This is a genomic window from Pseudomonas sp. PS02302, assembly GCF_029959585.1.
Taxonomy (GTDB): Bacteria; Pseudomonadota; Gammaproteobacteria; order Pseudomonadales; family Pseudomonadaceae; genus Chryseomonas; species Chryseomonas aestiva.
Genome location: NZ_JASCON010000086.1, coordinates 1 through 23,129 on the forward strand (window position 1 = coordinate 1; position 23,129 = coordinate 23,129).

22 protein-coding genes are annotated in these 23,129 nt (G+C 67.7%); 6 read left to right on the forward strand and 16 right to left on the reverse strand.

Annotated features, from left to right (window positions below; all coding sequences use genetic code 11):
• Positions 1-4 precede the first annotated feature (4 nt).
• From QMX82_RS21710 to QMX82_RS21730, 5 genes are read right to left on the reverse strand one after another with little or no spacing between them, the layout of a single operon-like run.
• Positions 5-919 carry a hydroxymethylglutaryl-CoA lyase gene (locus QMX82_RS21710; protein WP_282287469.1) on the reverse strand — a complete coding sequence of 305 codons (915 nt, stop codon included), beginning with the start codon at positions 917-919 and terminating at the stop codon, positions 5-7.
• Positions 916-2,850 carry an acetyl-CoA carboxylase biotin carboxylase subunit gene (locus QMX82_RS21715; protein ID WP_282287471.1) on the reverse strand — a complete coding sequence of 645 codons (1,935 nt, stop codon included), beginning with the start codon at positions 2,848-2,850 and terminating at the stop codon, positions 916-918. Before QMX82_RS21715 ends, QMX82_RS21710 begins: the two co-directional genes overlap by 4 nt.
• Entirely contained in the window at positions 2,847-3,647 is an 801-nt protein-coding gene (locus QMX82_RS21720; protein WP_282287473.1) for an enoyl-CoA hydratase-related protein, read from the reverse strand. Before QMX82_RS21720 ends, QMX82_RS21715 begins: the two co-directional genes overlap by 4 nt.
• A gap of 3 nt (positions 3,648-3,650) precedes the next feature.
• On the reverse strand, positions 3,651-5,258 hold the full coding sequence (locus tag QMX82_RS21725) for a carboxyl transferase domain-containing protein (protein ID WP_282287475.1): 1,608 nt from the start codon (positions 5,256-5,258) through the stop codon (positions 3,651-3,653).
• A gap of 10 nt (positions 5,259-5,268) precedes the next feature.
• Entirely contained in the window at positions 5,269-6,432 is a 1,164-nt protein-coding gene (locus QMX82_RS21730; RefSeq protein ID WP_059229661.1) for an isovaleryl-CoA dehydrogenase, read from the reverse strand.
• A 367-nt stretch (positions 6,433-6,799) separates the two neighbouring features.
• On the opposite strand from QMX82_RS21730, the gene QMX82_RS21735 reads away from it, so the two are divergent.
• From QMX82_RS21735 to QMX82_RS21745, 3 genes are all read left to right on the forward strand, one after another.
• Positions 6,800-7,723, forward strand: coding sequence for a LysR family transcriptional regulator (locus QMX82_RS21735; RefSeq protein ID WP_282287480.1), 924 nt, complete (start codon positions 6,800-6,802; stop codon positions 7,721-7,723).
• Between the two features lie 156 nt (positions 7,724-7,879).
• Positions 7,880-8,908 carry a methyl-accepting chemotaxis protein gene (locus QMX82_RS21740; RefSeq protein WP_282287482.1) on the forward strand — a complete coding sequence of 343 codons (1,029 nt, stop codon included), beginning with the start codon at positions 7,880-7,882 and terminating at the stop codon, positions 8,906-8,908.
• Positions 8,856-9,839: a methyl-accepting chemotaxis protein gene (locus QMX82_RS21745; RefSeq protein WP_442969409.1), complete on the forward strand. Its 984-nt coding sequence runs from the start codon at positions 8,856-8,858 to the stop codon at positions 9,837-9,839. Before QMX82_RS21740 ends, QMX82_RS21745 begins: the two co-directional genes overlap by 53 nt.
• A gap of 282 nt (positions 9,840-10,121) precedes the next feature.
• Here QMX82_RS21745 and QMX82_RS21750 read toward each other — a convergent pair whose 3' ends face one another.
• The 5 genes from QMX82_RS21750 to ribBA all read right to left on the reverse strand — a co-directional run bounded on the left by QMX82_RS21750 (position 10,122) and on the right by ribBA (position 15,349).
• Complete coding sequence (locus QMX82_RS21750; RefSeq protein WP_282287486.1) at positions 10,122-11,264, reverse strand: ABC transporter ATP-binding protein; 1,143 nt, start codon at positions 11,262-11,264, stop codon at positions 10,122-10,124.
• A 16-nt stretch (positions 11,265-11,280) separates the two neighbouring features.
• Positions 11,281-12,090 carry an ABC transporter permease gene (locus QMX82_RS21755; RefSeq protein ID WP_282287488.1) on the reverse strand — a complete coding sequence of 270 codons (810 nt, stop codon included), beginning with the start codon at positions 12,088-12,090 and terminating at the stop codon, positions 11,281-11,283.
• 4 nt (positions 12,091-12,094) lie between these two features.
• A complete protein-coding gene (locus tag QMX82_RS21760; RefSeq protein ID WP_282287490.1) occupies positions 12,095-13,021 on the reverse strand; it encodes an ABC transporter permease in 927 nt (308 codons plus the stop codon).
• A gap of 1 nt (position 13,022) precedes the next feature.
• A complete protein-coding gene (locus tag QMX82_RS21765; RefSeq protein ID WP_282287492.1) occupies positions 13,023-14,045 on the reverse strand; it encodes an ABC transporter substrate-binding protein in 1,023 nt (340 codons plus the stop codon).
• 194 nt (positions 14,046-14,239) lie between these two features.
• The gene (ribBA, locus tag QMX82_RS21770) at positions 14,240-15,349 is read right to left on the reverse strand and encodes a bifunctional 3,4-dihydroxy-2-butanone-4-phosphate synthase/GTP cyclohydrolase II (protein ID WP_133860695.1); all 1,110 of its coding nucleotides are present in this window, start codon (positions 15,347-15,349) and stop codon (positions 14,240-14,242) included.
• Between the two features lie 78 nt (positions 15,350-15,427).
• On the opposite strand from ribBA, the gene QMX82_RS21775 reads away from it, so the two are divergent.
• Complete coding sequence (locus QMX82_RS21775) at positions 15,428-15,715, forward strand: DUF1330 domain-containing protein (RefSeq protein WP_059315040.1); 288 nt, start codon at positions 15,428-15,430, stop codon at positions 15,713-15,715.
• Positions 15,716-15,759: 44 nt separating this feature from the next.
• Here QMX82_RS21775 and QMX82_RS21780 read toward each other — a convergent pair whose 3' ends face one another.
• The 6 genes from QMX82_RS21780 to QMX82_RS21805 form a co-directional block, all read right to left on the reverse strand.
• Positions 15,760-16,515 carry a GntR family transcriptional regulator gene (locus QMX82_RS21780; RefSeq protein ID WP_208691375.1) on the reverse strand — a complete coding sequence of 252 codons (756 nt, stop codon included), beginning with the start codon at positions 16,513-16,515 and terminating at the stop codon, positions 15,760-15,762.
• 127 nt (positions 16,516-16,642) lie between these two features.
• The gene (locus QMX82_RS21785) at positions 16,643-17,128 is read right to left on the reverse strand and encodes a flavin reductase family protein (RefSeq protein ID WP_158896429.1); all 486 of its coding nucleotides are present in this window, start codon (positions 17,126-17,128) and stop codon (positions 16,643-16,645) included.
• A 15-nt stretch (positions 17,129-17,143) separates the two neighbouring features.
• Positions 17,144-18,625 carry an aldehyde dehydrogenase gene (locus QMX82_RS21790; protein WP_282287498.1) on the reverse strand — a complete coding sequence of 494 codons (1,482 nt, stop codon included), beginning with the start codon at positions 18,623-18,625 and terminating at the stop codon, positions 17,144-17,146.
• Positions 18,622-19,461 carry an alpha/beta fold hydrolase gene (locus QMX82_RS21795; RefSeq protein ID WP_282287499.1) on the reverse strand — a complete coding sequence of 280 codons (840 nt, stop codon included), beginning with the start codon at positions 19,459-19,461 and terminating at the stop codon, positions 18,622-18,624. Before QMX82_RS21795 ends, QMX82_RS21790 begins: the two co-directional genes overlap by 4 nt.
• A gap of 13 nt (positions 19,462-19,474) precedes the next feature.
• Positions 19,475-20,065 (reverse strand): amino acid synthesis family protein, encoded by a 591-nt coding sequence (locus QMX82_RS21800; RefSeq protein ID WP_282287500.1) that lies wholly within the window; start codon positions 20,063-20,065, stop codon positions 19,475-19,477.
• An 84-nt stretch (positions 20,066-20,149) separates the two neighbouring features.
• Positions 20,150-21,187 carry an LLM class flavin-dependent oxidoreductase gene (locus QMX82_RS21805; protein WP_282287501.1) on the reverse strand — a complete coding sequence of 346 codons (1,038 nt, stop codon included), beginning with the start codon at positions 21,185-21,187 and terminating at the stop codon, positions 20,150-20,152.
• 272 nt (positions 21,188-21,459) lie between these two features.
• Between QMX82_RS21805 and QMX82_RS21810 the strand changes: the two genes are divergently transcribed.
• Positions 21,460-22,866, forward strand: a complete 1,407-nt coding sequence (locus tag QMX82_RS21810) for a purine-cytosine permease family protein (RefSeq protein WP_282287503.1) — start codon at positions 21,460-21,462, stop codon at positions 22,864-22,866.
• Positions 22,867-22,918: 52 nt separating this feature from the next.
• Positions 22,919-23,129 (forward strand): aldehyde dehydrogenase family protein (locus tag QMX82_RS21815; protein ID WP_282287505.1); only part of this gene is annotated, 211 nt, incomplete at its 3' end.

Consider the following 23,129-nt stretch of genomic DNA (forward strand, 5'->3'; position numbering starts at 1 on the left):
CCTGCTAGTCGACCGCCCGCGCCGCCCGGGCGCGGCCGACCCGCGACTGATTGGATCGACCCAGCAGGGCGGAGACGTCCTGTCCGGCCTCGACCAGTCGGGCGAGGTCGACGCCGGTCGCCAGGCCCAGGCCATCCAGCAGATAGACCAGGTCCTCGCTGGCGACATTGCCGCTGGCGCCCCGGGCATAGGGACAGCCGCCCAGCCCGGCGACGGAGCTGTCGAACACCGCGATGCCTTCGAGCAGGCTGGCGTAGACGTTGGCCAGGGCCTGGCCATAGGTGTCGTGGAAATGCCCGGCCAGTTGGCTGAGCGGCACCTCCCGTCCCAGGCGCTGCCAGAGCGCCCGGGTCCGACTGGGAGTGCCGACGCCGATGGTGTCACCCAGGGAGACCTCGGCGCAGCCCAGCTCCAGCAGCTCGCGGGTCACGCTGGCCACCTGGTCCGGGGCGATCGCGCCGTCGTAGGGGCAGCCCAGCACGCAGGACACATAGCCGCGCACCCGGATGCCCGCCGCCCGCGCGCCCTCGACCACGGGTACGAAGCGCGCCAGGCTCTCGGCGATGGAGCAATTGATGTTGCGCTGGGAGAAGCCCTCCGAGGCAGCGGCGAAGACGGCGACCTCATCCACCCCCGCGGCCAGGGCGGCCTCGAAGCCCTGCATATTGGGCACCAGCACCGAACGGACCACGCCCGGCGGCCGCCCGAGCCCCGCCAGCACCTCGGCGGTCCCGGCCATCTGCGGCACCCAGCGGGGCGAGACGAAGCTGCCCACTTCCAGATGCTGCACGCCGCTGGCGATCAGGGCTTCGCAGAGCTGGATGCGCTCGGCGACGCCCAGCGCCTGGGGCTCGTTCTGCAGGCCATCGCGAGGTCCGACCTCGACCAGCCGTACCCGGGTCGGCAAGGTATCGCTCATGACGGCGACTCCTCCAGCTCCACCAGCGGCGTACCCTCGGCGACCAGCTCGCCAGGGCTGCAGAACAGCGCGGCGACGATCCCGGCATGGGGCGCGCGGATGCTGTGCTCCATCTTCATCGCCTCCAGTATCACCAGCGGGGTACCGGCTTCCACGGCATCGCCGACGGCCACCGGTACGGCGACCACGCTGGCGTTCATCGGTGCCGTGAGGCCGCCCGCATCGGCCTGGCGCTTGACCTCGGCCAGCGGATCGGCCCAGGTGACGGCTTCGAGGCGGTTCTGCCACTCGATGAACAGCGTCTGCCCACGGCGATGGAGGCGGGCGCTCTGGCGGAGGCCGTCCGCCTGCCAGTGGAGCCGATCACCGCTCAACTCGACTGCTGCCGAACCGGGCAGGGCGACGGCGCGCACCTCTCCGCGACAGGCCAGGCGTAGCGAGACAAGTGATGGCCCACCTAGGCGCCATCCCTGGCGGGAAGCCCAGGGTGAAGTCGAATCGGCAGGGGCCGGCAGCGTCGCCAGCCAGGCCTGGCCCGCCAGGCTCCAGAAGGCCTCCGACAGCTCGCCGGGTGGGGGCAGCAAGGCCGCCTGATGACGCTCGATGAAACCGGTGTCCAGCTCAGCCGCGGCAAAGGCCGGATGGGCGAGTAGACGATGCAGAAAGGCGAGGTTGGTGGCGAAGCCGCCCACCGCGGTGTCGTCGAGCATGGCCAGCAACCGCTTGCGCGCCTGTTCGCGGTTGTCGCCCCAGGCGATCAACTTGGCCAGCATGGGATCGTAGAAGGGCGACACCTCGTCGCCTTCCTCCACGCCGCTGTCCACCCGCCGCCCCGGACCGGCCGCCGGCTCGCGATAGAGCTGCAGGGTGCCCGAGGCCGGCAGGAAGCCCTGGTCGGTGTCCTCGGCATAGAGCCGTACCTCGATGGCATGGCCGTGCAGCGGCACCTGGGCCTGGGTGAGGGGCAGGGGCTCGCCAGCGGCCACGCGCAGCTGCCAGGCCACCAGATCCAGGCCGGTGATGGCCTCGGTGACCGGGTGCTCCACCTGCAACCGGGTGTTCATTTCCATGAAGAAGAAGTCGCCGCGGGCGTCGAGCAGGAATTCCACGGTGCCGGCGCCGACGTAGCCGATGGCCTGGGCCGCCTGCACCGCCGCCTCGCCCATGGCCTGGCGCAACGCGGGCGTGAGACCCGGTGCGGGGGCTTCCTCGATCACCTTCTGGTGCCGGCGCTGGATGGAGCAGTCGCGTTCGTTGAGATAGAGGCAGTGGCCGTGCCCGTCGGCGAAGACCTGGATCTCCACGTGGCGCGGTTGCCGCACGTATTTCTCCACCAGCATCCGCGCATCGCCAAAGGCCGCGCGCGCTTCGCGCTGGGCCGAGGCGAGGCCTTCGGCCAGGTCGGCTTCGCGCTCGACGATCTTCATGCCCTTGCCGCCGCCGCCGGCGGTGGCCTTGAGCAGGACCGGATAGCCGATGCGCGCCGCGGCGTCGCGAAAGCTGGCCAGGGACTGGTCCTCGCCGTGATAACCCGGCACCAGGGGCACCCCGGCGTCGGTCATCAGCGCCTTGGCCGCGGACTTGCTGCCCATGGCGCGGATCGCCGCCGCGGGTGGCCCGACGAAGACCAGCCCCGCCGCGGCCACCGCCTCGGCGAAGGCGGCGTTCTCGGACAGAAAGCCGTAGCCCGGATGGATCGCCTGGGCGCCGGTTTCCAGGGCGGCGGCGATGATGCGCTCGCCCAGCAGATAGCTGTCGGCCGGCTTGGTCCCGCCCAGGTCCACCGCCTGGTCGGCCTGGCGCACGTGACGTGCTCTGGCATCGATGGCGCTGTGCACGGCGACGGTCCACAGGCCGAGGGCCTTGGCGGTGCGCATTACCCGGCAGGCGATCTCGCCGCGGTTGGCGACCAGCAGACGGTCGAAGGTCATGGCGAGTTCTCCTGCCAGGCGGGGCGACGTTTCTCCAGGAAAGCCTGCAGGCCTTCCTGGGCTTCGGGGGTGACGCGCACGGCGGCGATCAGGCTCTCGGTGAACGAGCGAATCTGGGCGCTGGGTGTGCCTTCGCCAGCGCCGTCCAGCAGCCGCTTGCAGGCGCGCAATGCCTGGGGGCCGTTGTCCAGCAGTCGGGCGATCCAGGCCTCGACCAGGGCCTCCAGGTCGGCGGCCGCGGCGGTCTCGGCCACCAGGCCCAGCTCGGCGGCGCGTTCGCCGGAAAAGCGCTCGGCGCCGAGCATGTAGCGCCGCGCTGCCCGCTCGCCCAGGGCGCGGATCACGAAGGGGCCGATGACCGCCGGCACCAGGCCGATGCGCACCTCCGACAGGCAGAAGGTGGCGTCACTGGCGGCCAGGGCCAGGTCGCAGCAGCTGACCAGGCCCACGGCGCCGCCAAAGGCCGCGCCCTGGACCACCGCCAGGGTGGGCAGCGGCACGGCCTGCAGGCGATACATCACCTCGGCCAGCTGCTCGCTGTCGGCGCGGTTGGCGGCGGCGTCCAGATTGGCCGAGGCCTGCATCCAGGCCAGGTCGGCGCCGGCGCAGAAGTGCCGCCCGCGGCCGCGCAGGAGCAGGAAGCGCAGTTCCTGATCGCTGGCGATCTCGGCCAGCACGGTGCCCAGCTCGGCGATCAGCTGCGCATCCAGGGCATTGTGGCGATCCGGACGGTTGAGCCAGAGGGTGGCGAAGCCGCGCGGATCGCGGATCAGTTCCAGGGTGTGGAAGTCAGTCATGGCCTACATCCGGAAGATGCCGAAGGTCGTCGGCTCGAGCGGGGCGTTGAGACTGGCCGACAGGGCCAGGGCGAGGACCTCGCGGGTCTGGGCCGGGTCGATCACCCCGTCATCCCACAACCGCGCGCTGGAGTAATGGGCATGGGCCTGGCGCTCGTACTGCTCGACGATGGGGCCCTTGATGCGCGCCGCCTCTTCGTCGTCGAAGGCCTCGCCGATGCGTTCGGCCTGCTCGCGCTTGACCTGCACCAGCACCCCGGCTGCCTGCTCGGCGCCCATCACGCCGATGCGCGCGTTGGGCCACATCCACAGGAAGCGTGGATCGTAGGCGCGACCGCACATGCCGTAGTTGCCGGCGCCAAAGCTGCCGCCGATGATCACGGTGAACTTGGGCACCCGGGCGCAGGCCACCGCGGTAACCAGCTTGGCGCCGTGCTTGGCGATGCCGCCTTCTTCATATTTCTTGCCGACCATGAAGCCGGTGATGTTCTGCAGGAACAGCAGCGGGATGCGGCGTTGGCAGGCCAGTTCGATGAAGTGCGCGCCTTTCTGCGCCGATTCGGCGAAGAGGATGCCGTTGTTGCCGAGGATGGCCACCGGATGGCCGTGCAGATGAGCGAAGCCGCAGACCAGGGTGGTACCGAATTGCGCCTTGAATTCATCGAAGACGCTACCGTCCACCAGCCGCGCGATCACCTCGCGCACCTCCAGCGGCTGCTTGGGATCGACCGGGACCAGGCCGTGCAGCTCCTCGGCCGGATACAGCGGTGCGCTGGGCGTCTTCAGTTGCAGCTCGCCCAGCTTGCGCCAGTTGAGGTTGGCGATGCAGCGCCGCGCCAGGGCCAAGGCATGGGCGTCGTTCTCGGCATAGTGATCGGCCACGCCGGAGGTACGGCAGTGGACATCGGCGCCGCCCAGTTCCTCGGCGCTGACCACCTCGCCGGTGGCGGCCTTCACCAGCGGTGGGCCAGCGAGAAAGATGGTGGCCTGCTGGCGCACCATGATGGTCTCGTCGCTCATCGCCGGCACATAGGCGCCGCCGGCGGTGCAGGAGCCCATGACCACGGCGATCTGCGGGATGCCCTGGGCGCTCATGGTCGCCTGGTTGAAGAAGATCCGCCCGAAGTGCTCGCGGTCGGGGAAGACGTCCTCCTGGCGCGGCAGGTTGGCGCCGCCGGAGTCCACCAGATAGAGGCAGGGCAGGCGATTCTGCAGGGCGATGGCCTGGGCGCGCAGATGCTTCTTCACCGTCAGCGGATAGTAGGAGCCGCCTTTCACGGTGGCGTCGTTGGCGATGATCATGCACTCGACGCCCTCGATGCGGCCGATGCCGGCCACCACCCCGGCGGCCGGTACCTCTTCCTCGTAGACGTCAAGGGCGGCCAGGGCGCCGATTTCCAGGAAGGGCGAGCCCGGGTCCAGCAGGAGATCGATGCGTTGGCGGGGCAGCAGCTTGCCGCGCGCGGTATGGCGCGCCTGGGCCTTGGCCCCGCCGCCTTCGCGGATGCGCGCCAGCAGCTGGTCGAGCCGGGCCAGTTGCGCGGCCATGGCGGCGGCGTTGCGCTGGTAGTCCGGGGTGCGCCGGTTCAGCGTGGAGGTCAGCATGGTCATTAAGGCGTCCTCACCGGGTTTCGTTGAACAGCTCGCGGCCGATCAGCATGCGGCGAATCTCGCTGGTGCCGGCGCCGATTTCGTAGAGCTTGGCGTCGCGCAGCAGGCGGCCGGTGGGGTATTCGTTGATATAGCCGTTGCCGCCGAGGATCTGGATGGCTTCCAGGGCCATCTGGGTAGCCTTCTCGGCGGTATAGAGGATCACCCCGGCAGCGTCCTTGCGAGTGGTCTCGCCGCGGTCGCAGGCCTGGGCCACTGCATAGAGATAGGCGCGGCTGGCGGCGAGGCCGGTGTAGAGGTCGGCTACCTTGCCCTGGATCAGCTGGAATTCGCCGATGCTCTGGCCGAATTGCTTGCGGTCATGGACATAGGGCAGGACCACGTCCAGGCAGGCCTGCATGATGCCCACCGGGCCGCCGGCGAGGACCACGCGCTCGTAGTCCAGGCCGCTCATCAGCACCCTGACCCCGCCATTGACCTGGCCCAGCACGTTTTCCTCCGGCACCTCCACGTCGTCGAAGAACAGCTCGCAGGTGTTGGAGCCGCGCATGCCCAGCTTGTCGAACTTGCTGCCGCGGCTGAAACCGGTCCAGTCACGCTCGACGATGAAGGCGGTGATGCCATGGGCAGCCTTTTCCGGCTCGGTCTTGGCATAGATGACATAGGTGTGGGCATCGGGCCCGTTGGTGATCCAGGTCTTGCTGCCGTTGAGCACGAAGCGATCGCCGCGGCGGTCGGCGCGCAGCTTCATGGAGACCACGTCCGAGCCGGCATTGGGTTCGCTCATGGCCAGGGCGCCAATGTGCTCGCCGCTGACCAGCCGGGGCAGGTAGCGCGCCTTCTGCTCGGCGCTGCCGTTGCGATGGATCTGGTTGACACAGAGATTGGAGTGGGCGCCATAGGACAGGGCGACCGAGGCGGAGCCGCGGCTGATCTCCTCCATGGCCACCGCATGGGCCAGGTAGCCGAGTCCGGAGCCGCCGTATTCCTCGCCCACGGTGATGCCGAGCAACCCGAGGTCGCCAAAGGTGCGCCACAAATCCATGGGAAAGCTGTTGCTGGCATCGATCTCGCCCGCGCGAGGCGCCACCTCGCGGGCGACCAGGGTGCGCACCTGATCGCGCAGCAGATCGAGGGTCTCGCCCAGGGCGAAGTTGAGACTCGGGTAGCTCATGGGGTCACCTGTTGTTGGGATTGTCGGGTGAGAGCGGTCAGCCGATCGGGCGCGCATGGGGCGGCCACCCGGTACGGCGCGGAGCGGAAAGAAGCAGGGCGGGGCAGCGCTGATGGCCAGGCGCGGGCATGGCGCGCAGGCGGACGCTGGAAAACCGTCGGGCAGGGTGGCCGACGGCAGGGCAAGGGTGCGCACGGAGCGCGGCTGCGGAACGCGGGCGCCAGGGCGCGCATGGTCCGTCCTCCTGTTCATTATTCTTGTCATGGCGACCGCGAGAGGAAGGCGGCGCGCCTGTGCCTCTGAGTCTAGGAGAGGAAATGCGCTATCGTGAAACGATAAAAATAGAATCCAGGTATTGGAAAATCAGATGGCATTGCTCAAGGACATTTCGCTGCGGCAGCTGCGCTACTTCGTCGCCGCCGCCGAGAACAGCCAGTTTTCCCTGGCCGCCAGCGCGGTCAACGTCAGCCAGTCGGCGGTCACCACGGCGGTCAGCCAGCTGGAGGCGCTGCTCGCCGTGCGGCTGTTCGAACGCCTGCCCCACGGCGTCAAGCTCACGGCCGAGGGTCACCAGTTCTACCACCATGCCCGGCACATCCTCGATACCCTGCAGGACGCCGTCAGCCAGCCGCTGTTCCAGAGCCATGCCCTGACCGGCCAGGCCCGCGTCGGCGCCTCCTATGCGGTGCTCGGCTACTACCTGCCGACCTTGCTGGCGCGCTTCAAACGCAGCTATCCGCAGATCGACATCGACCTGCGCGACATGGACCGGCCCAGCATCGAAGCCGGCATCACCGACGGCACCCTGGAGCTGGGCCTCACCGTCATCTCCAATGTCGACGCCACTCAGCCCTTCGAACGTCATCTGCTGATGCGCTCGCCGCGCCAGCTCTGGCTGCCCAGCGCCCATCCGCTGCTGGCAGCGGAGCGCGTCACCCTGGCCGACATCGCTCCCTATCCCTACATCCTCGCCACGGTGGACGAAGGCGAGACCTCGACCCTGCGTTACTGGCACGCGGCGGGCCTTGCGCCCAACGTGGTGTTCAAGACCTCGTCCATGGAGTCCCTGCGCGGCCTGGTAGCCCACGGCTTCGGCGTGACCATCCTCTCCGACATGCTCTATCGCGGCTGGTCGCTGGAAGGCCGCAAACTGGAAGCCCGGCCGGTGGCCGATGCCATCCCGCCCATGGAGCTGGGCCTGATCTGGAGTCCCGAAGACCGCCTGGGGGCCGGTGCCCAGGCGTTTCGCCAGTTCCTGGTGTCGGCGAGTGGCGAGGCCCGTGAACGTTAGGCGCACCGCGCAACAGAGCTTCCGCCGGACCGGATGAACGTGGCGCTGGCGGGGACGAAGGACGACGCCTTGAATGTCGGTTGGTATACCATAATCCATCTATTGAGCGGTTCAGCCGGGGCTTGCCAAGAGCCTCGCTTCGATATGGAGATGCGTATGCGCACCTGGTTCAAGGATCTGAAGACGACCCTCAAGCTGGCCCTGGGTTTTGGCAGCGTCCTGCTGCTGACCCTGGCCATCGCCGCGACCGGGTGGAGCACCATCGGCCTGCTGGCGCGCAGTGGCGACCGCCTGGCGGCCATCGGTGAACTCACCGAGGCGGCGAAGGACCTGGGCATCGCCCGCCAGGCCTATGCCCAGGCGGTCGGCGAAGCCGTGGCTCAGCCGGTGACGGCGCGTCTGGACGCCTTGCGCGAGCAGCAGGCGGCATTGCAGCGGTTGGGCCTCGACGCCGCCAGCCAGCGCCTGCTCGACGCGCAGAGCGAATTGGCCGCGGCCTATGCGCAGACCTTCGCCGCTCAGGTCGGCGCCTACCAGCGGCGCGGTGAAGCGGCGACCTTGCTCGGCACCCGGGCCGACGAAGCGTTGCAGGGCGTGGGTGAGATCGAGCAGAACCTGGCCACCAGTGAGGCACCCGAACTCTATCCCGGCCAGCGACTCGGCCAATTCCGGGCCATCGGCGTACTGGAGCGCCGCCTGCGCGAGGTGAGGTACAGCCTGCAGCGCTACCTGCTCGGTGGCGATCCCGCCCAGGAGGCCAAGGCGAATGCCGACATGACGGCCACGGTCGCCGAACTGCAACGCCGCCTGGCCAGTGCCTCCAGCCGCGACGCGCCCATCCTGCGGCGGGCCGAAGAGGCACTGCTGCATTACCAGGATTCCATCGGTACCTTCCAGCAGGCCAACCAGCAGGCCGCCCAAACCGCCGAGGCACTGCGCGGCCTGGAAGACCGCCTGCTCGACACCGGGCGCCAGCTGGTGCGCCAGACCATCGTCCAGCGCGAGGCGGCCAGCGAGCAGGCCTATCGCTGGCTGGCGCTGATCAGCGTCCTGGCATTGCTGGCTGGCGCTGATCAGCGTCCTGGCATTGCTGGCCGGTCTGCTGGCCGGCTGGCTCATCACCCGCCAACTGATGCAGCCGCTGCGCGCCTCGCTGCTGCAGGCCCGGCGCATCGCCGGTGGTGATCTGTCGTCCGTGCCGCCGGTGACGCGGCGGGACGAACTCGGTCAGTTGCAGGCCAGCATGGGCGAGATGACCGCCGGCTTGCGCGAGCTGGTCGGCCAGGTCCGGGAGAGCACCACGCAGCTGCAAGGCGCGGCTCAGGGGCTCACCGGCAGCGCCGAGCGGACGCGCGATGGAGTGGAACGCCAGGGCCAGGGAACGCGCCTGGTGGCTACCGCCATCGTGCAGTTGACCGCCAGTGCCCAGGAGGTGGCCACCCATGCCGAAATGGCGTCGCAGACCTCTCGGCAGGTCGAGCGCGCGGCGGACGACGGCGATGCACGAGTACGCCAGGCGATCACCGCGGTTGACGCGCTGGTCCAAGAGATGGTGCAGGCCGCCACGGCGATGGATGCGCTGTTGCGCGAGAGCGAGCGTATCGGCACGGTCACCGGGGTCATCAAGGCGGTCGCCGAGCAGACCAACCTGCTGGCGCTCAACGCGGCCATCGAGGCGGCCCGCGCCGGGGAGGCTGGACGTGGCTTCGCGGTGGTGGCCGACGAGGTGCGCAATCTGGCTCGTAGCACCCAGCAGTCGGTCACCGAGATCGAGCGCAGCGTCGCCGATCTGCGTGGCCGCGCCGCCCAGGCCGCGGCGCGCATGGACGCCAGTCGTTCGCAGACCGGCGAGGCGGTGACCCTGATCCAGCACGCTGGCGAGGCGCTGCAACTCATCGGCAGCCAGGTCACGAGCATGCAGGCGATGAACCTGCAGATCGCGGCGGCCGCCGAAGAGCAGAGCCGGGTCGCCGGTGAGGTGGGGCAGAGCGTCGCCGTCGTCGAGGCCCTGGCGGAAGCCAGTGTCAGTTCCAGCCAGGAGATGTCCGCGGCCAGCGCGGAACTGGGACAGCTGGGTGCGGAATTGACCGTCCGGATCAGTCGCTTCCGCCTGTAGGCACGTCAAAGGCCTCGGCCCTCCACAGGGCCGGATGAGGCTCGCCTGGCGAAGGCGGCTGCGGCGAGCGCTCTCCTCGCGAACGTCAGTGCGGGGCCTGGCCTTCGCCAACCCGCTGCCGGCGATCTGGCGTGCCGCGCGCGCCCGGGTCCGGACGCGCGAGGTGGGTCATGCAGGGAGGAACGCCGCGCGCTGGGAGGTGAGGCCGCTGACCTGGCCGGTCGGATCGCGCTCGGCGGGTAACGAAGGCAGGGCGGCGATTCGCGCTGCCCTGCAGGGACTTCAGTGCGCAGCGGCCTTGCTCAGGTCGGCTTCGTTCCACTCGGTATAGACGCAGGCGTCGCTGGCCGCCCAGCGCAGCCGTACCACCTGGCCAGGCTGCAGGCCCTGGGCATGGGCCAGCGATTTGACCATCAGCTGGGCGCCCCCCGCGGTCTGCAGCATGCAGCTCTGGCTCTCGCCCAGGAACAGTGCCTCGCCAACCCGTGCCGGGATCTCGTTCCAGCCCGCCGGCATGGGCAGGGTCGCGGCCTGTTCGGTAGTCAGCAGCTGCAGCTTTTCCGGCCGCAGCATCAGCAGCAACGCCTGCTCCGGTCTGACGCCGGCGGTGGGGCGCATCGCCAGCTCCTGACCTTCGAAGGTGCAATGGGCCTGGGCCCGGGCGGTGACCTTGAGGAAGTTGGAGTTGCCGAGGAAGGCCGCGACGAAGGCATTCGGCGGATTCTGGTAGAGGTCGTAGCCACTGCCCAGGCCGACGATGCGCCCGTGACTGAAGATGGCGATGCGCTGCGACAGCCGCAGGGCTTCTTCCTGGTCGTGGGTCACGTAGACGATGGTGATTCCCAGTCGCCGGTGCAGTTGGCGCAATTCGTCCTGCAGGTCTTCGCGCAGCTTCTTGTCCAGGGCGCCGAGGGGTTCGTCCATCAGCAGGATGCGCGGTTCATAGACCAGCGCCCGGGCGATGGCCACCCGCTGCTGCTGGCCGCCGGAGAGCTGCGCCGGTCGCCGATGGGCGAAGGCCTCGAGCTGCACCAGGCGCAGCATGGCGTCGACCCGCTGGTTGCGCTCCGCCGCGCCGACCTTGCGGATGTCCAGGGGGAAACCGATGTTGTCGCGCACCGAGAGGTGTGGAAACAGCGAATAGCGCTGGAACACCATGCCGATGTCGCGCTGGTGCGGCGGCACCCGCAGCAGCGAGCGACCGGCGACGCTGATGGCGCCGGAGCTGGGGGTCTCGAAGCCGGCCAGCATCGACAGGGTGGTGGACTTGCCGGAACCGCTGGAGCCGAGGAAGGTGAGGAATTCACCCTCCTGGATGTCCAGCGTGAGATCGTCCACGGCGGTGAAGTCGCCGTAGTGCTTGTTGAGGTTCTGCAGGCGGACCAGCGGGGCCGCGGGGGTGTGGTTCTGGAGTACGGCGCTCATGGCAGGCTCCGGGAGCTCAGCGGGAAAGGGGTTGGCGGCGGCGCAGCAGGGCAGCCGCGAGCATCACCAGCAGGGAAAGACCGATCAGCACGGTGGAGGCCACGGCGATCACCGGTGTCAGGTCCTGGCGCAGGGTCGCCCACATCTTCACCGGCAGGGTCTGCAGGTTGGGGCTGGCCATCATCACGCTCAGCACCACCTCGTCCCAGGACACCAGGAAGGCGAACAGCGCCCCGGCGAACACCCCCGGCCAGATGCCGGGCAGGGTCACCCGGTAGATCGCCTGCAGGCGCGAGGCACCGCAGATCACCGCGGCATCCTCGATGGACTGATCGAACAGCTTGAGCGAATTGATGACGGCGATCAGCGCGAAGGGCAGGGCGACGATCACGTGGCTGACCACGAAGGCCAGCAGGGTCCCGGTGTAGCCCAGACGCAGGAACAGCGCATAGATGGCCACGGCGATCACCACCAGCGGTACGATCATCGGCAGGGTGAAGACCGCATAGAGCGTCTTGCGCCCGGGAAATTTGCCGCGTACCAGGGCGAAGGCGCAGGGTACCGCCAGGGTCACCGAGACCAGGGTAGTCAGCAGCGCCACCTTGAGGCTGGCCAGTGCCGCCTGCATCCATTCCGGGTTGGCGAAGAATTGCTGGTACCACTTCAGCGTCCAGCCCGGTGGCGGGAAGACCAGCCACTGGGAGGAGCCGAACGACAGCAGCACGATGAAGACGATGGGCAGCAGGAGCACCGCGGCGATGGCGCCGGTGACCAGCAGCAGGCCACCGCGCAGCCGCCAGCCGAGGGCACTGGGAGTGAGCAGCATGGGGTTACCTCGCGTTCTGGGGGTCGACCGGGGATTCCGGTTGCAGCCTGAGATAGAAAGCGAACAGCACCAGGGCGATAACGATGAGCAACGCCGCGGCGGCGCTGGCCAGACCCCAGTTGAGGAAGGACTGCACCTGCTGGATGATGAATTCCGGCAGCATCATGTTCTGCGCCCCACCCAGCAGCGCCGGGGTCACGTAGTAGCCGAGCGACATGACGAACACCATCAGCGCACCCGAGCCCAGGCCGGAACGGCACATCGGCAGGAACACCTTGCGGAAGTTGGTCCAGGGACTGGCGCCGCAGATGGCGCCGGCCTGCAGCACCATGGGGTCCATGGCCTGCAGGGTCGCCTGCAAGGGCAGCACGATGAAGGGGATCATGATGTAGGTCATGCCGATCACCACCCCGGTCAGGTTGTTGACCATGGCCAAGGGCTCGTCGATCAGCCCCAGCACCATGAGCAGCTTGTTGATCACGCCCGAACCCTGCAGCAGCACCAGCCAGGCGTAGGTGCGGGCCAGCAGGCTGGTCCACATCGACAGCAGCACGATGTTGAACAGCCAGCGGCCCCAGCCGCGTGGCATCAGGGTAATGGTCCAGGCCAGCGGAAAGCTGATCAGCACGCTGAAGAGGGTCACCAGCGCGGCGACGCCGAAGGTGTTGAGCAACACCTGGGCATAGGCACCGTTGGCGAACAGCGTCTGGTAGTTGCCGAGGCCCGGCACGGGTTCGAGGAATCCGCGCAGGAGCAGACCGATCAACGGCACCAGGAAGAACAGCCCGAGGAACAGCAGGGCAGGGACGAGGTGACTCGCCCCCTTCCAGCGTACGGCGCGTTCACCCCGGGTCCGCGCCGGGTCGCTCAGCGGACGCGGGATGCCCTTGGCGGAGCCGAGCACCGCCCGGCTGGAGCTGGAGGCGGACATGTCATTTCACCAGCCATTCGTTCCAGCGACTGGCGATCTCGCCGCCATGCTGCGCCCAATAGGCGAAGTCCAGGGTGACCTGCTCGCTGCCGTAGGCGGTGGGCAGATTCTTGGCCAGGTCCGGGGTCAACTTGGCGACGCTGTCGACGTTGACCGGCGCGTAGGCGGTGAGGTTGGCGAACTCGGCCTGACCCCGGGCACCGCTGGCCTCGGCGAGAAATTTCATCGCCGCCTCCTTGTTCTTCGCGCCCTTGGGCACCACCAGCATGTCGGCCATGACCAGATTCTGCTTCCAGCTCACGCCCACCGGCGCGCCGTCCTGCTGCAGGGCATAGACCCGGCCGTTCCAGAACTGCCCTAGGGTCGCTTCGCCAGAGGCGAGCAGCTGCTGCGACTGGGCGCCGCCGCCCCACCAGACGATGTCCTTCTTGATGGTGTCGAGCTTCTTGAAGGCGCGATCCAGGTCCAGCGGATAGAGCTTGTCCTTGGGCACGCCATCGGCCAGCAGGGCCAGTTCCAGGACGCCGGGGCTCGGCCATTTGTAGAGTGCCCGCTTGCCGGGATAGGTGGCGGTGTCGAACAGCGCCGACCAGTCCTGTGGCTGCTTGCTGCCGAGCTTGCCCTGGTTGTAGCCGAGCACGAAGGAGAAGAAGAAGGAGCCCACGGCATGATCGTTGACGAAGCGCGGATCGATCCTGCTGCGGTCGATGGTCTTGAAGTCCAGCGGCTCCAGCAGGCCCTGCTGGGCGGCGCGCAGGGCGAAGTCCGCCTCCACGTCGACCACGTCCCATTGCACATTGCCACTCTGCACCATGGCCTGCAGCTTGCCGTAGTCGGTGGGGCCGTCCTGCACCACCTGGATGCCGGTCTGCTGGGTGAAGGGGCCGGCCCAGGCTTTCTTCTGAGCGTCCTGGGTAGTGCCGCCCCAGCTGGTGAAGTTGAGGCTTTCCGCCTGGGCGTGGACGCCCAGGGTGGCGAGCAGGCCGGCGACGGCAATGGATACGACTTTGCGCTTCAGCAACATCTTGATGCCCTCTCTGTTATTGGATCGACGCGGCAGGGATGCCTCGTCCGTTCTAAGAGCAGTGCGGCCAGGGGCCAGAATAGGGAGGCCTTGGACTTGTTCTATCGGGCCCGTCTGTCACGAGCCCTGGCATAATCCGATATTATGGTATTCCAAACTTTTTACAAGCCTGTCAAAGGCCTCTGAAAGGCGCTTCAGCCAGGGAACGGCAGGGTTTCGACGATCTCCAGTTCGTACCCGGTCAGGCCGGCATAGCGCAGCGGCAGACCCAGGTGGCGGATACGCCCGACGCCCAGGTCTTGCAGGATCTGCGCCCCGGTGCCCACCTCGGCATAGATGCGCGACTGGGAGCGCTCGAACAGCCGCTTGGGTTGGGTCAGCGAGGGGACCCGGGCCAGCAGCGCCTGGGAGGATTCATGGTTGGCGAGCACCACCACGATGCCGTGGCCTTCCTGGGCGACCCGCTCCAGCGCGGCCCACAGGGTCCAGCTCGGCGGGCCGCTGTATTCGGCACCGACCAGGTCGCGCAACGGGTCCAGCGCATGGACGCGGACCAGGGTGGGGGTCTCGCGGTCGATGTCGCCCATCACCATGGCCAGGTGCACGCCGCCCTCGATGCGGTCCTCGTAGGTCAGCAGGCGGAAGGTGCCGTGCACCGTCGGCAATTCGCTCTCGCCGATGCGGGTGACGGTGTGTTCATGGCGCAGTCGGTAATGGATGAGGTCGGCGATGGTGCCCAGCTTGATGCCGTGGCGTTCGCCGAAGCGCTCCAGGTCCGGTCGGCGGGCCATGCTGCCATCGTCGTTCATCACCTCGACGATCACGGCCGAAGGATCGCGACCGGCCAGCCGTGCCAGGTCGCACCCGGCCTCGGTATGGCCGGCGCGAGTCAGCACGCCGCCGTCGCGAGCGCGCAGGGGAAAGATGTGGCCGGGCTGGACCAGATCGCGCGGGGTGGCATCCGGCGCCACCGCCGCTTCGATGGTGCGCGCTCGGTCCGCCGCCGAGATACCGGTGGTGACGCCCGTGGCGGCTTCGATGGACACGGTGAAGGCGGTGCCGTGGACGGTGCCGTTGTCGCTGACCATCTGCATCAGGTTGAGCTGGCGGCAGCGTTCTTCGGTCAGCGTCAGGCAGATCAGGCCGCGGGCTTCGCGCGCCATGAAGCTGATCGCCGCCGGGGTACAGGCATCGGCGGCGAGCAGGATGTCGCCCTCGTTCTCGCGGTCTTCGTCATCGACCAGGATGACCATCTTGCCGGCACGGAAATCCTCGATGATCGCTTCGATGGGATGGATGGCCACGACTACCTCTCAGGGTTCTGGATTGCTATGTAATCTGGTATACCATGAGACAAATCGCAGCGAAAGAGGCAAGGTGCCATGAAAGGTTATTGGATTGCAGAGGTCGATGTGACCGATCCCGAGGCTTATCGCGGCTATACGGAGCGCGCCCCGGCGGCCTTCGCCCGCTATGGCGGTCGCTTCCTCGCCCGGGGCGGACGCGCCGAGCAGCTGGAAGGCGAAGGCTGGGCGACGCGCCGGGTGGTGATCGAATTCGATTCCTACGAACAGGCCCTGGCCTGCTATCGCTCGGCGGAGTATCAGGACGCCTGCGGGCACCGGCAGACGGCGGCCCGGGCCGAGATCTTCATCGTCGAAGGACTCTGAGAGAGGCGGCCAGGCACGGCACTGCCGCGTCTGGCCGAAGACGGCTAGCGTTCGATGCGCGGCTCGTCCTGCACCCGGGGGATGAACAGCTCGCGCGGCTGTTCGCCCTGGTGCTCCTGCTGCCGCTGCAGGTAGTCGAGGGCCACCTTGGCGGCGGCGCGCACGTGATCCACCGATGCCTGGTGCGCGGCCAGGGCATCACCGCTGCGGATCGCCGCGACCATGCGCTCCATCTCGGCATTGCTCGCCTGACGGCGATTGGCCTGGGAGACCGAGGTGGCTCTCAAGTAGCTGACCCGCGCCTGCAACTGGCGCAGCTGGGTGGCGGCGACGCGATTGCCGCAGCCTTCCATGAGCACGTCGTAGAAATTCTGCACGGTCTCGATCACTTCCGGCAGCTCGGCGCCTTCCAGGGCCTCGCGATTTTCCGCCAGGGCCTGTTCCAGCGCGGCGATCTCCTTGGGGCCGGCGCGCAGGGTGAACAGCTGGACGATCATGCCTTCCAGCACGCAGCGCAACTCATAGAGGTCGCAGGCGTCCTCCAGGGTGATGATGGCTACCCGCGGTCCGCGGGCATCGGCGAATTCCACCAGGCCTTCGGATTCGAGGTGGCGCAGGGCCTCGCGCACCGAGGTGCGGCTGACGCCCAGGCGGTCGCAGAGATCGCGCTCCACCAGGCGATCACCCGGCAGCAACTGGAAGTTCAGGATCGCCTGGCGCAGGCGATTGCACACCATTTCACGCAGGGTGACCGGGCTGCGGGTGATCTTGAAGCTGTCGTCTAGTTGCGCGCGTCTCATGGGGCTCTCTGGCGGACCGTTTCTACAGGCGACGACGAGGCACGCGACTGGATGGAAGCTGCGTGCTCGCCCGGGCGGAAGAGGGCAAGTCTAGCATGCCCCCTGCAGGCGTTCATGGCCCGTCCGCTCAGGCATAGATCGGCGCCGCACCCATCCGGCCGCGGTGATAGAGCATGGGGATCACCTCCTGCTCGGGCACGATGAGGTTCTTCACCGCCCCGACGATGATGGCGTGGTCGCCCCCATCGTACTCGCGCCACAGTTCGCACTCGATCACCGCCGTGGCATCGGCCAGCAGCGGATTGCCCAGGGCGCTGCGCGTCCACTCGATGCCCTGGGTCTTGTCCTTGCCCTTGCTGGCGAAGGCGTAGGCGATACGCTGCTGTTCGGCGCTCAGCAGGTGGATGGCGAAGCCCTTGCCGTCGCGCAGCAGCGGATAGGTGTCGGAGCTGTAGTTGGGGCAGAACAGCACCAGCGCCGGGTCCAGCGACAGGGCGCTGAAGGCGCTGGCGGTCAGGCCGGCGAGGTTGCCCTCGGCGTCCAGGGTGGTGACCACGGTGACGCCGGACGGAAAGGCGCCCATCACTTGCTTGTAGACTGTGGGATCGATCATGACTGGCAACCTCGTTCAACGCATCACAAAGGGATCGGGCATCGGCGCCTGGGACAGGTTGATCCAGACCGTTTTGGTTTCGGTATAGGCCAGTACCGAGTCGATGCCGCTCTCGCGGCCGTAGCCGCTGTTCTTGAAACCGCCGATCGGCGCCATGGCCGAGACGGCGCGATAGGTGTTGACCCAGATGATGCCGGAGCGGATGTCCCGCGCCAGGCGGTGGGCGCGGCCCAGGTCGCGGGTCCAGATGCCGGCGGCGAGGCCCAGCTCGCTGTCGTTGGCCAGGCGCAGGGCCTCGGCCTCGTCCTTGAAGCGGATCACCGCGGCCACCGGGCCGAAGACTTCCTCCTGCATGATGCGCAGCGAGTGCCGGTCGCATTCCAGCAGGGTGGGTTCGTAGTACCAGCCGGCGCTGCCAGTGTCGGGTCGCTTGCCGCCCAGGCGCAGGGTGGCGCCTTCGGCCAGGGCCGCTTCCACCAGCCGCTCGACGATGGCGAGCTGCTGCTCGGTGGCCATGGGGCCCATCTCGCTGGCGTCGTCCTGGGGATTGCCGATACGGATGCGCTGGGCACGCTCCACCAGGCGGGTGACGAATTCGTTGTAGATCTCGTCCTGCACCAGCAGTCGCGAGCCGGCCACGCAACTCTGCCCGGAGGCGGCATAGATACCGGCCACCGCGCCGTTGACCGCGCTATCGAGGTCGGCGTCGGCGAAGATGATGTTGGGCGATTTGCCGCCCAGTTCCAGGCTCAGCTTGGCGAAGTTCTCGGCGCTGGCGCGGACCACATGGCGCGCCGTGGCGGCACCGCCGGTAAAGGCGATCTTGCGCACCAGCGGATGGCGGGTGAGGGCCGCGCCGGCGCCCGGACCATAGCCGGTCACCACGTTGAACACGCCGGGCGGAATGCCGGCCTCCAGGGCCAGTCGCGCCAGCTCCAGGATGGTGGCCGAGGCATGCTCGGACGGCTTGATCACCACGGTGTTGCCAGCGGCCAGGGCCGGGGCGACCTTGATGGCGGTCAGGTACAGCGGGCTGTTCCAGGGCACGATGCCGGCGATTACGCCCAGCGGTTCGTGCACGGTGTAGGCGAAGAGATCGGTCTTGTCGAGGGGCAGGGTGCCGCCTTCGAGCTTGTCGGCCAGGCCCGCCGTGTAGTGGAAGAATTCCGGCAGGTAGCCGACCTGGCCGCGGGTCTCGCGGATCAGCTTGCCGTTGTCGCGGCTTTCCAGCTGGGCCAGGGCCTCCTTGTTGGCGGCGATGAGATCGCCCAGCCGGCGCAGGAGCTTGCCGCGGGCACTGGCGGTCAGGCCACGCCAGGCCGGCGCCTCGAAGGCCCGCTGGGCGGCCTGGACCGCGCGGTCGACGTCGTCGGCATCGGCGTCGGGCAATTCCGCCCAGGCGGTCGCGGTGGCCGGATCGAGACTGGCGAAGGTACGGCCCGACTGGGCCGCGGTCCATTCGCCGTCGATGCACATCTGAAAACGTTGCAGGGTCATGCCACGTATCCCTTGATGGAGGTGGAAGGGGCCTTGCCCAGGGCGTCGTCGAGAAAGTCCAGCAGCAGGGCGTTGACCAGCTTGGGTGACTCGACCGGCATCATATGGCGCTGGTCGGCCAGCACGGCAGTGCGCGCGCGTGGAATCCGCGCGGCCAGCTGGCGCGCCATCTCCGGGGTCGAGCCGCTGTCCAGTTCGCCAGTCGCCACCAGGGTGGGCACCTGGATGCTGTCCAGGCGCTCGGCGCCATAGCGGTCCTGGGTGGCGAACAGGGCATAGGTGGTCAGATAGCCCTGGGGGTCGTTGCTGGCGAAGGCTTGCCGCAGCGCCTGGATCTGCGCCGGGTTGGCGCCCTGGTACTCGCTGCTGAACCAGCGCGCCAGGGCGCTATCCAGGTTGGCGTCGGGGCCTTCGAGTTCGGCCTGGCGGGTTCGCTCCAGGACCCCGCTACGCTGCTCCACCGAACGATTGAACACGCTGTTGAGGATCACCAGGGCGTCCAGTCGCTGCGGATGGCCGAGGGCGAAGGCTCGCGCCACCAGGCCGCCCATGGAGAAGCCGACCACCACGGCCGTTGCCAGCCCCAGGTGATCGAGCAGTTCGGTGAGCTGCGCGGCATAGTCGTCGAGCGTCGCCTGCGCCGCCGGGCGCTGGCTTTCGCCATGGCCGAGCATGTCATAGGCGATCACCTGGTAGCGCGGCGCGAGGCCCGCGAGTTGACCGCCCCACATCTCCTTGCTGAGCCCCACGCCATGGATCAGGACGAGCGGGCTGCCATCGCCGGCGATGCGGTAGGCAGTGCCGGCGGGGGTCTTGGCGTCTGTAGACCGGATCATTCGCGGATTCTCCTCAGCGCGCCTTTTCAGCCGCGAGTTCCTCGAGGTCGATGTAGCGGTTGCCGATGCGCGGATGCAGGCGGCCACCGTCGGCGGCGCCCAGCACCACCACGATCTCGTCGGCGCGCGGTGCGTCCTCGATGCGCATTTCCAGGGTGATGTAGTGGGATCTCAGGCCCTCGTCATCCTTGTGCATCATGGGGATCTGGATGGAAGTACCCGGCGCGCCGCGCTTGTTGGTGAAGCTCAGGTAGCTCTTGGCCTGGACCGCCTCGCGGTAGTGGTTGCCGAATCTGAGGGTGTGGATCACCGCCGAGGCGTGTTCGATCTCGCCGTCGGCGCCGACCACCGCTGCCTTTCCATAGGCCTCGATGCGCTCGGCGCCGCCGATGGCACGGGTCAGGCGCTCGACGATGAAGGCGCCGAGGTCGGAGCAGTGGGCCTTGATCTCGGGCCTGAGGTCTTCGACGAAGCCCTTGCCGACCCAGGGATTGCGGATCACCACGGCGACGCCGGCCATGGTCACCGGCTTGTCGGTGGCCTTGCCGCCTTCGTTGTGGGTCTCTTCGAGATAGGTGACGACCTTGCGGATTTCGAAACTCATGCTGACTCCTGGGATGTCTGTTGGATGATGGTATGCCACGCCCTCGGGCGTGTTGCAGGTCCGCGCCGGAGCGCGGACCCTGGATCAGGCGAAGGCCGGTGCCACCTGGTCGATGAACAGCTGCAGCGACTTCTTCTTCTCGGCGAAGGGCAGGCTGTTGTCGCACCAGAAGCTGAATTCGTCGACGCCCAGTTCCTCGTAGTGACGCAGGCGGGTGATGACCTCGTCGGGGGTGCCGATCATGGTGTTCTTGCGGATGTTCTCCAGCTCGAACTCCGGGCGGCCGGCGAACTTTTCTTCCGGACTGGGGGCGAGGAAACCGTTTACCGGGGTTTCCTTGTTGCCGAACCAGGCATCGAAGGTGCGGTAGAAACGGCCGATGGCCTGGGCGCCGATCTTCCAGCCCTCGGGTTCTTCCGCCGCGTGCACATGGGTGTGGCGCAGCACCATCAGCTTGGGCCGGGCCACCCCGGGATTGTTGGCCAGGGCGTTGTCGAACTTGTGCTTGAGGTCCACCACTTCCTCGTCGCCCTTCATCAGCGGCGTGACCATGACGTTGCAGCCGTTGGCCACGGCGAAATTGTGCGAATCCGGATCCCGCGCGGCGATCCAGATCGGCGGGGTGCCGACCGGCTTGGGCACGCTGGTGGAGGTGGGGAATTGCCAGACTTCGCCGTCGTGGGCGTAGTCGCCTTCCCAGAGCTTGCGCAGCGCCGGGACCAGTTCGCGCAGATGCTTGCCGCCAGCGGTGGCGGGCAGGCCGCCGGCCATGCGATCGAATTCCACCTGGTAGGCGCCACGGGCCAGGCCCACTTCCATGCGGCCTTCACTGATCACATCGAGCAGGGCGCATTCGCCAGCCGCACGCAGGGGATGCCAGAAGGGCGCAATCAGCGTACCGGCGCCCAGGCGGATGGTCGAGGTACGCGCCGCCAGGTTGGCCAGGATCGGCATGGGGCTGGGGGAGATGGTGTATTCCATCGCATGATGCTCACCGACCCAGACGGTGCAGAAACCGCCGGCTTCAGCCATCAGGGTCAGTTCGGTCAGCTCTTCGAACAGCTGCCGATGGCTGACGCTTTCGTCCCAGCGTTCCATGTGCACGAACAGGGAAAATTTCATAAGAAGCCTACCTCTTGTCTTCCACCTCGGCCCAGGGCTCGGGTGTCTCTTGTTGGCGGTACGCGACGGCTCGGCCAGTCGATGTTTTTATTGGTATACCATAATACGTAAACTGGCAAGCAGAGATGTAACGAGATTCGGCGGCAGTCCCCAGGCGTTACTTCCACAGGCCAAAAGGCGGTTGTGTAATCTGGTATACCGTAATACTTTCTGCTCACCAGGACGACCTGTCCAGCAGGCGTCTTCCACAACTACAACAATGGAATTCCTGGATGTCCGCAGCCCCTCGCTCTGCCGTCGCTATCGAAACCCATACCGTGGATCACGTCGCCCCGGCCGAACGCCACGGCCATAGTCGTGATCTCTTTACCCTCTGGTTCAGCACCAATATCGCGCCGCTGCCCATCGTCACCGGCGCCATGGTGGTCCAGTCCTTCCACCTGAATCTGGCCTGGGGCCTGGTGGCCATCGTGCTCGGGCATCTGCTCGGCGGGGTAGTGCTGGCCCTGGCCTCGGCCCAGGGGCCGCGGCTGGGCATTCCGCAGATGGTGCAGAGTCGCGGCCAGTTCGGTCGCTATGGCGCCCTGCTGATCGTCTGCGTCACGGCGCTGATCTACGTGGGCTTCTTCACCTCCAACGTGGTGCTGGCCGGCAAGTCGATCCAGGGCCTGGTGCCGGCCGTACCCATGCCGCTGGCCATCGTGCTCGGTGCCCTGAGCGCCACGGCCATCGGGGTGATCGGCTATCGCTGCATCCACACCCTCAATCGCTGGGGCACCTGGGTGATGGGCGCCGGACTGCTGGCGGGCTTCGCGATGATGCTGAGCCAGCCGCTGCCGGCGGATTTCCTGACCCGGGGCGGCCTCAACGCCAGCGGCTTCATCGCCACCCTGTCGCTCGGGGTGATCTGGCAACTGAGCTTCTCGCCCTACACCAGCGACTATTCGCGCTATCTGCCGGAAGCCGTCGGCATCGCGCGCCCCTTCTGGGCGACCTATCTCGGCGCCACCCTGGGCACCATCCTGGCCTTTTCCTTTGGTGTGGTGGCGGTACTGGCGGTGCCGGCCGGCGGCGACGCCATGGCTGCCGTGGCCCAGGCCACCGGCTGGCTGGGTCCGGTGCTGATGGTGCTGTTCCTGCTCAACATCATCAGTCACAACGCGCTCAACCTCTATGGCGCGGTACTGGCCATCATCACCTGCGTGCAGACCTTCGCCGCTGGGTGGGCGCCGGGTGTCAGGGTCAAGGTGGTGCTGTCGAGTCTAGTGCTGGTGGGCTGCTGCGGGGTGGCGCTGATGGCCTCCGCCGATTTCATCGAGAGATTCATCGGACTGGTGCTGGCGATGACCATGATCCTGGTGCCCTGGGCCTCCATCAATCTGATCGACTTCTATCTGATCAAGCGCGGCGACTATCACATCCCCTCGCTGTTCGCCGCCGATGGTGGCCGCTATGGCCGCTTCAACGGCCATGCCATCGCCGCCTATGCGGTCGGCATCCTGGTGCAGCTGCCCTTCGCCAACACGGCGCTGTTCAAGGGGCCCTATGCCGACCTGGTGGCGGGCGCCGATCTGTCCTGGCTGTTCGGGCTGCTGGTGACCTGCCCGCTGTATTTCTGGCTGGCCTACCAGGGCTCGCCGGCCCAGGCCGCCCGGCTGCAGGCTGCCTCGGCACAATGATCGGCGTCGCTGTGGAAAGCCACCTTCAATCCCCTCCCGAGGAACCCTGCTCATGTTGCAAGACGCTTCCCTGTTTCGCCAGCAAGCCTATGTCGACGGCGCCTGGATCGACGCCGACAGCGGTGCCACCGTCAAGGTGGACAACCCGGCCACCGGCGAGACCCTGGGCACCATTCCCAAGCTCGGCCGCGCCGAGACCAAGCGTGCCATCGACGCCGCCAATCGCGCCCTGCCGGCCTGGCGCGCGCTGACCGCCAAGGAGC

Coding starts and splice junctions, on each gene's coding strand:
- QMX82_RS21710 (WP_282287469.1), bottom strand. CDS start 919: ATGAGCGATACCTTGCCGACCCGGGTACGGCTGGTCGAGGTCGGACCT.
- QMX82_RS21805 (WP_282287501.1), bottom strand. CDS start 21,187: ATGAAATTTTCCCTGTTCGTGCACATGGAACGCTGGGACGAAAGCGTC.
- QMX82_RS21810 (WP_282287503.1), top strand. CDS start 21,460: ATGTCCGCAGCCCCTCGCTCTGCCGTCGCTATCGAAACCCATACCGTG.
- QMX82_RS21740 (WP_282287482.1), top strand. CDS start 7,880: ATGCGCACCTGGTTCAAGGATCTGAAGACGACCCTCAAGCTGGCCCTG.
- QMX82_RS21780 (WP_208691375.1), bottom strand. CDS start 16,515: ATGAGACGCGCGCAACTAGACGACAGCTTCAAGATCACCCGCAGCCCG.
- QMX82_RS21795 (WP_282287499.1), bottom strand. CDS start 19,461: ATGATCCGGTCTACAGACGCCAAGACCCCCGCCGGCACTGCCTACCGC.
- QMX82_RS21750 (WP_282287486.1), bottom strand. CDS start 11,264: ATGAGCGCCGTACTCCAGAACCACACCCCCGCGGCCCCGCTGGTCCGC.
- QMX82_RS21790 (WP_282287498.1), bottom strand. CDS start 18,625: ATGACCCTGCAACGTTTTCAGATGTGCATCGACGGCGAATGGACCGCG.
- QMX82_RS21760 (WP_282287490.1), bottom strand. CDS start 13,021: ATGTCCGCCTCCAGCTCCAGCCGGGCGGTGCTCGGCTCCGCCAAGGGC.
- QMX82_RS21735 (WP_282287480.1), top strand. CDS start 6,800: ATGGCATTGCTCAAGGACATTTCGCTGCGGCAGCTGCGCTACTTCGTC.
- QMX82_RS21725 (WP_282287475.1), bottom strand. CDS start 5,258: ATGACCATGCTGACCTCCACGCTGAACCGGCGCACCCCGGACTACCAG.
- QMX82_RS21765 (WP_282287492.1), bottom strand. CDS start 14,045: ATGTTGCTGAAGCGCAAAGTCGTATCCATTGCCGTCGCCGGCCTGCTC.
- QMX82_RS21720 (WP_282287473.1), bottom strand. CDS start 3,647: ATGACTGACTTCCACACCCTGGAACTGATCCGCGATCCGCGCGGCTTC.
- QMX82_RS21800 (WP_282287500.1), bottom strand. CDS start 20,065: ATGAGTTTCGAAATCCGCAAGGTCGTCACCTATCTCGAAGAGACCCAC.
- QMX82_RS21715 (WP_282287471.1), bottom strand. CDS start 2,850: ATGACCTTCGACCGTCTGCTGGTCGCCAACCGCGGCGAGATCGCCTGC.
- QMX82_RS21745 (WP_442969409.1), top strand. CDS start 8,856: ATGCAGCCGCTGCGCGCCTCGCTGCTGCAGGCCCGGCGCATCGCCGGT.
- QMX82_RS21730 (WP_059229661.1), bottom strand. CDS start 6,432: ATGAGCTACCCGAGTCTCAACTTCGCCCTGGGCGAGACCCTCGATCTG.
- QMX82_RS21785 (WP_158896429.1), bottom strand. CDS start 17,128: ATGATCGATCCCACAGTCTACAAGCAAGTGATGGGCGCCTTTCCGTCC.
- QMX82_RS21775 (WP_059315040.1), top strand. CDS start 15,428: ATGAAAGGTTATTGGATTGCAGAGGTCGATGTGACCGATCCCGAGGCT.
- QMX82_RS21755 (WP_282287488.1), bottom strand. CDS start 12,090: ATGCTGCTCACTCCCAGTGCCCTCGGCTGGCGGCTGCGCGGTGGCCTG.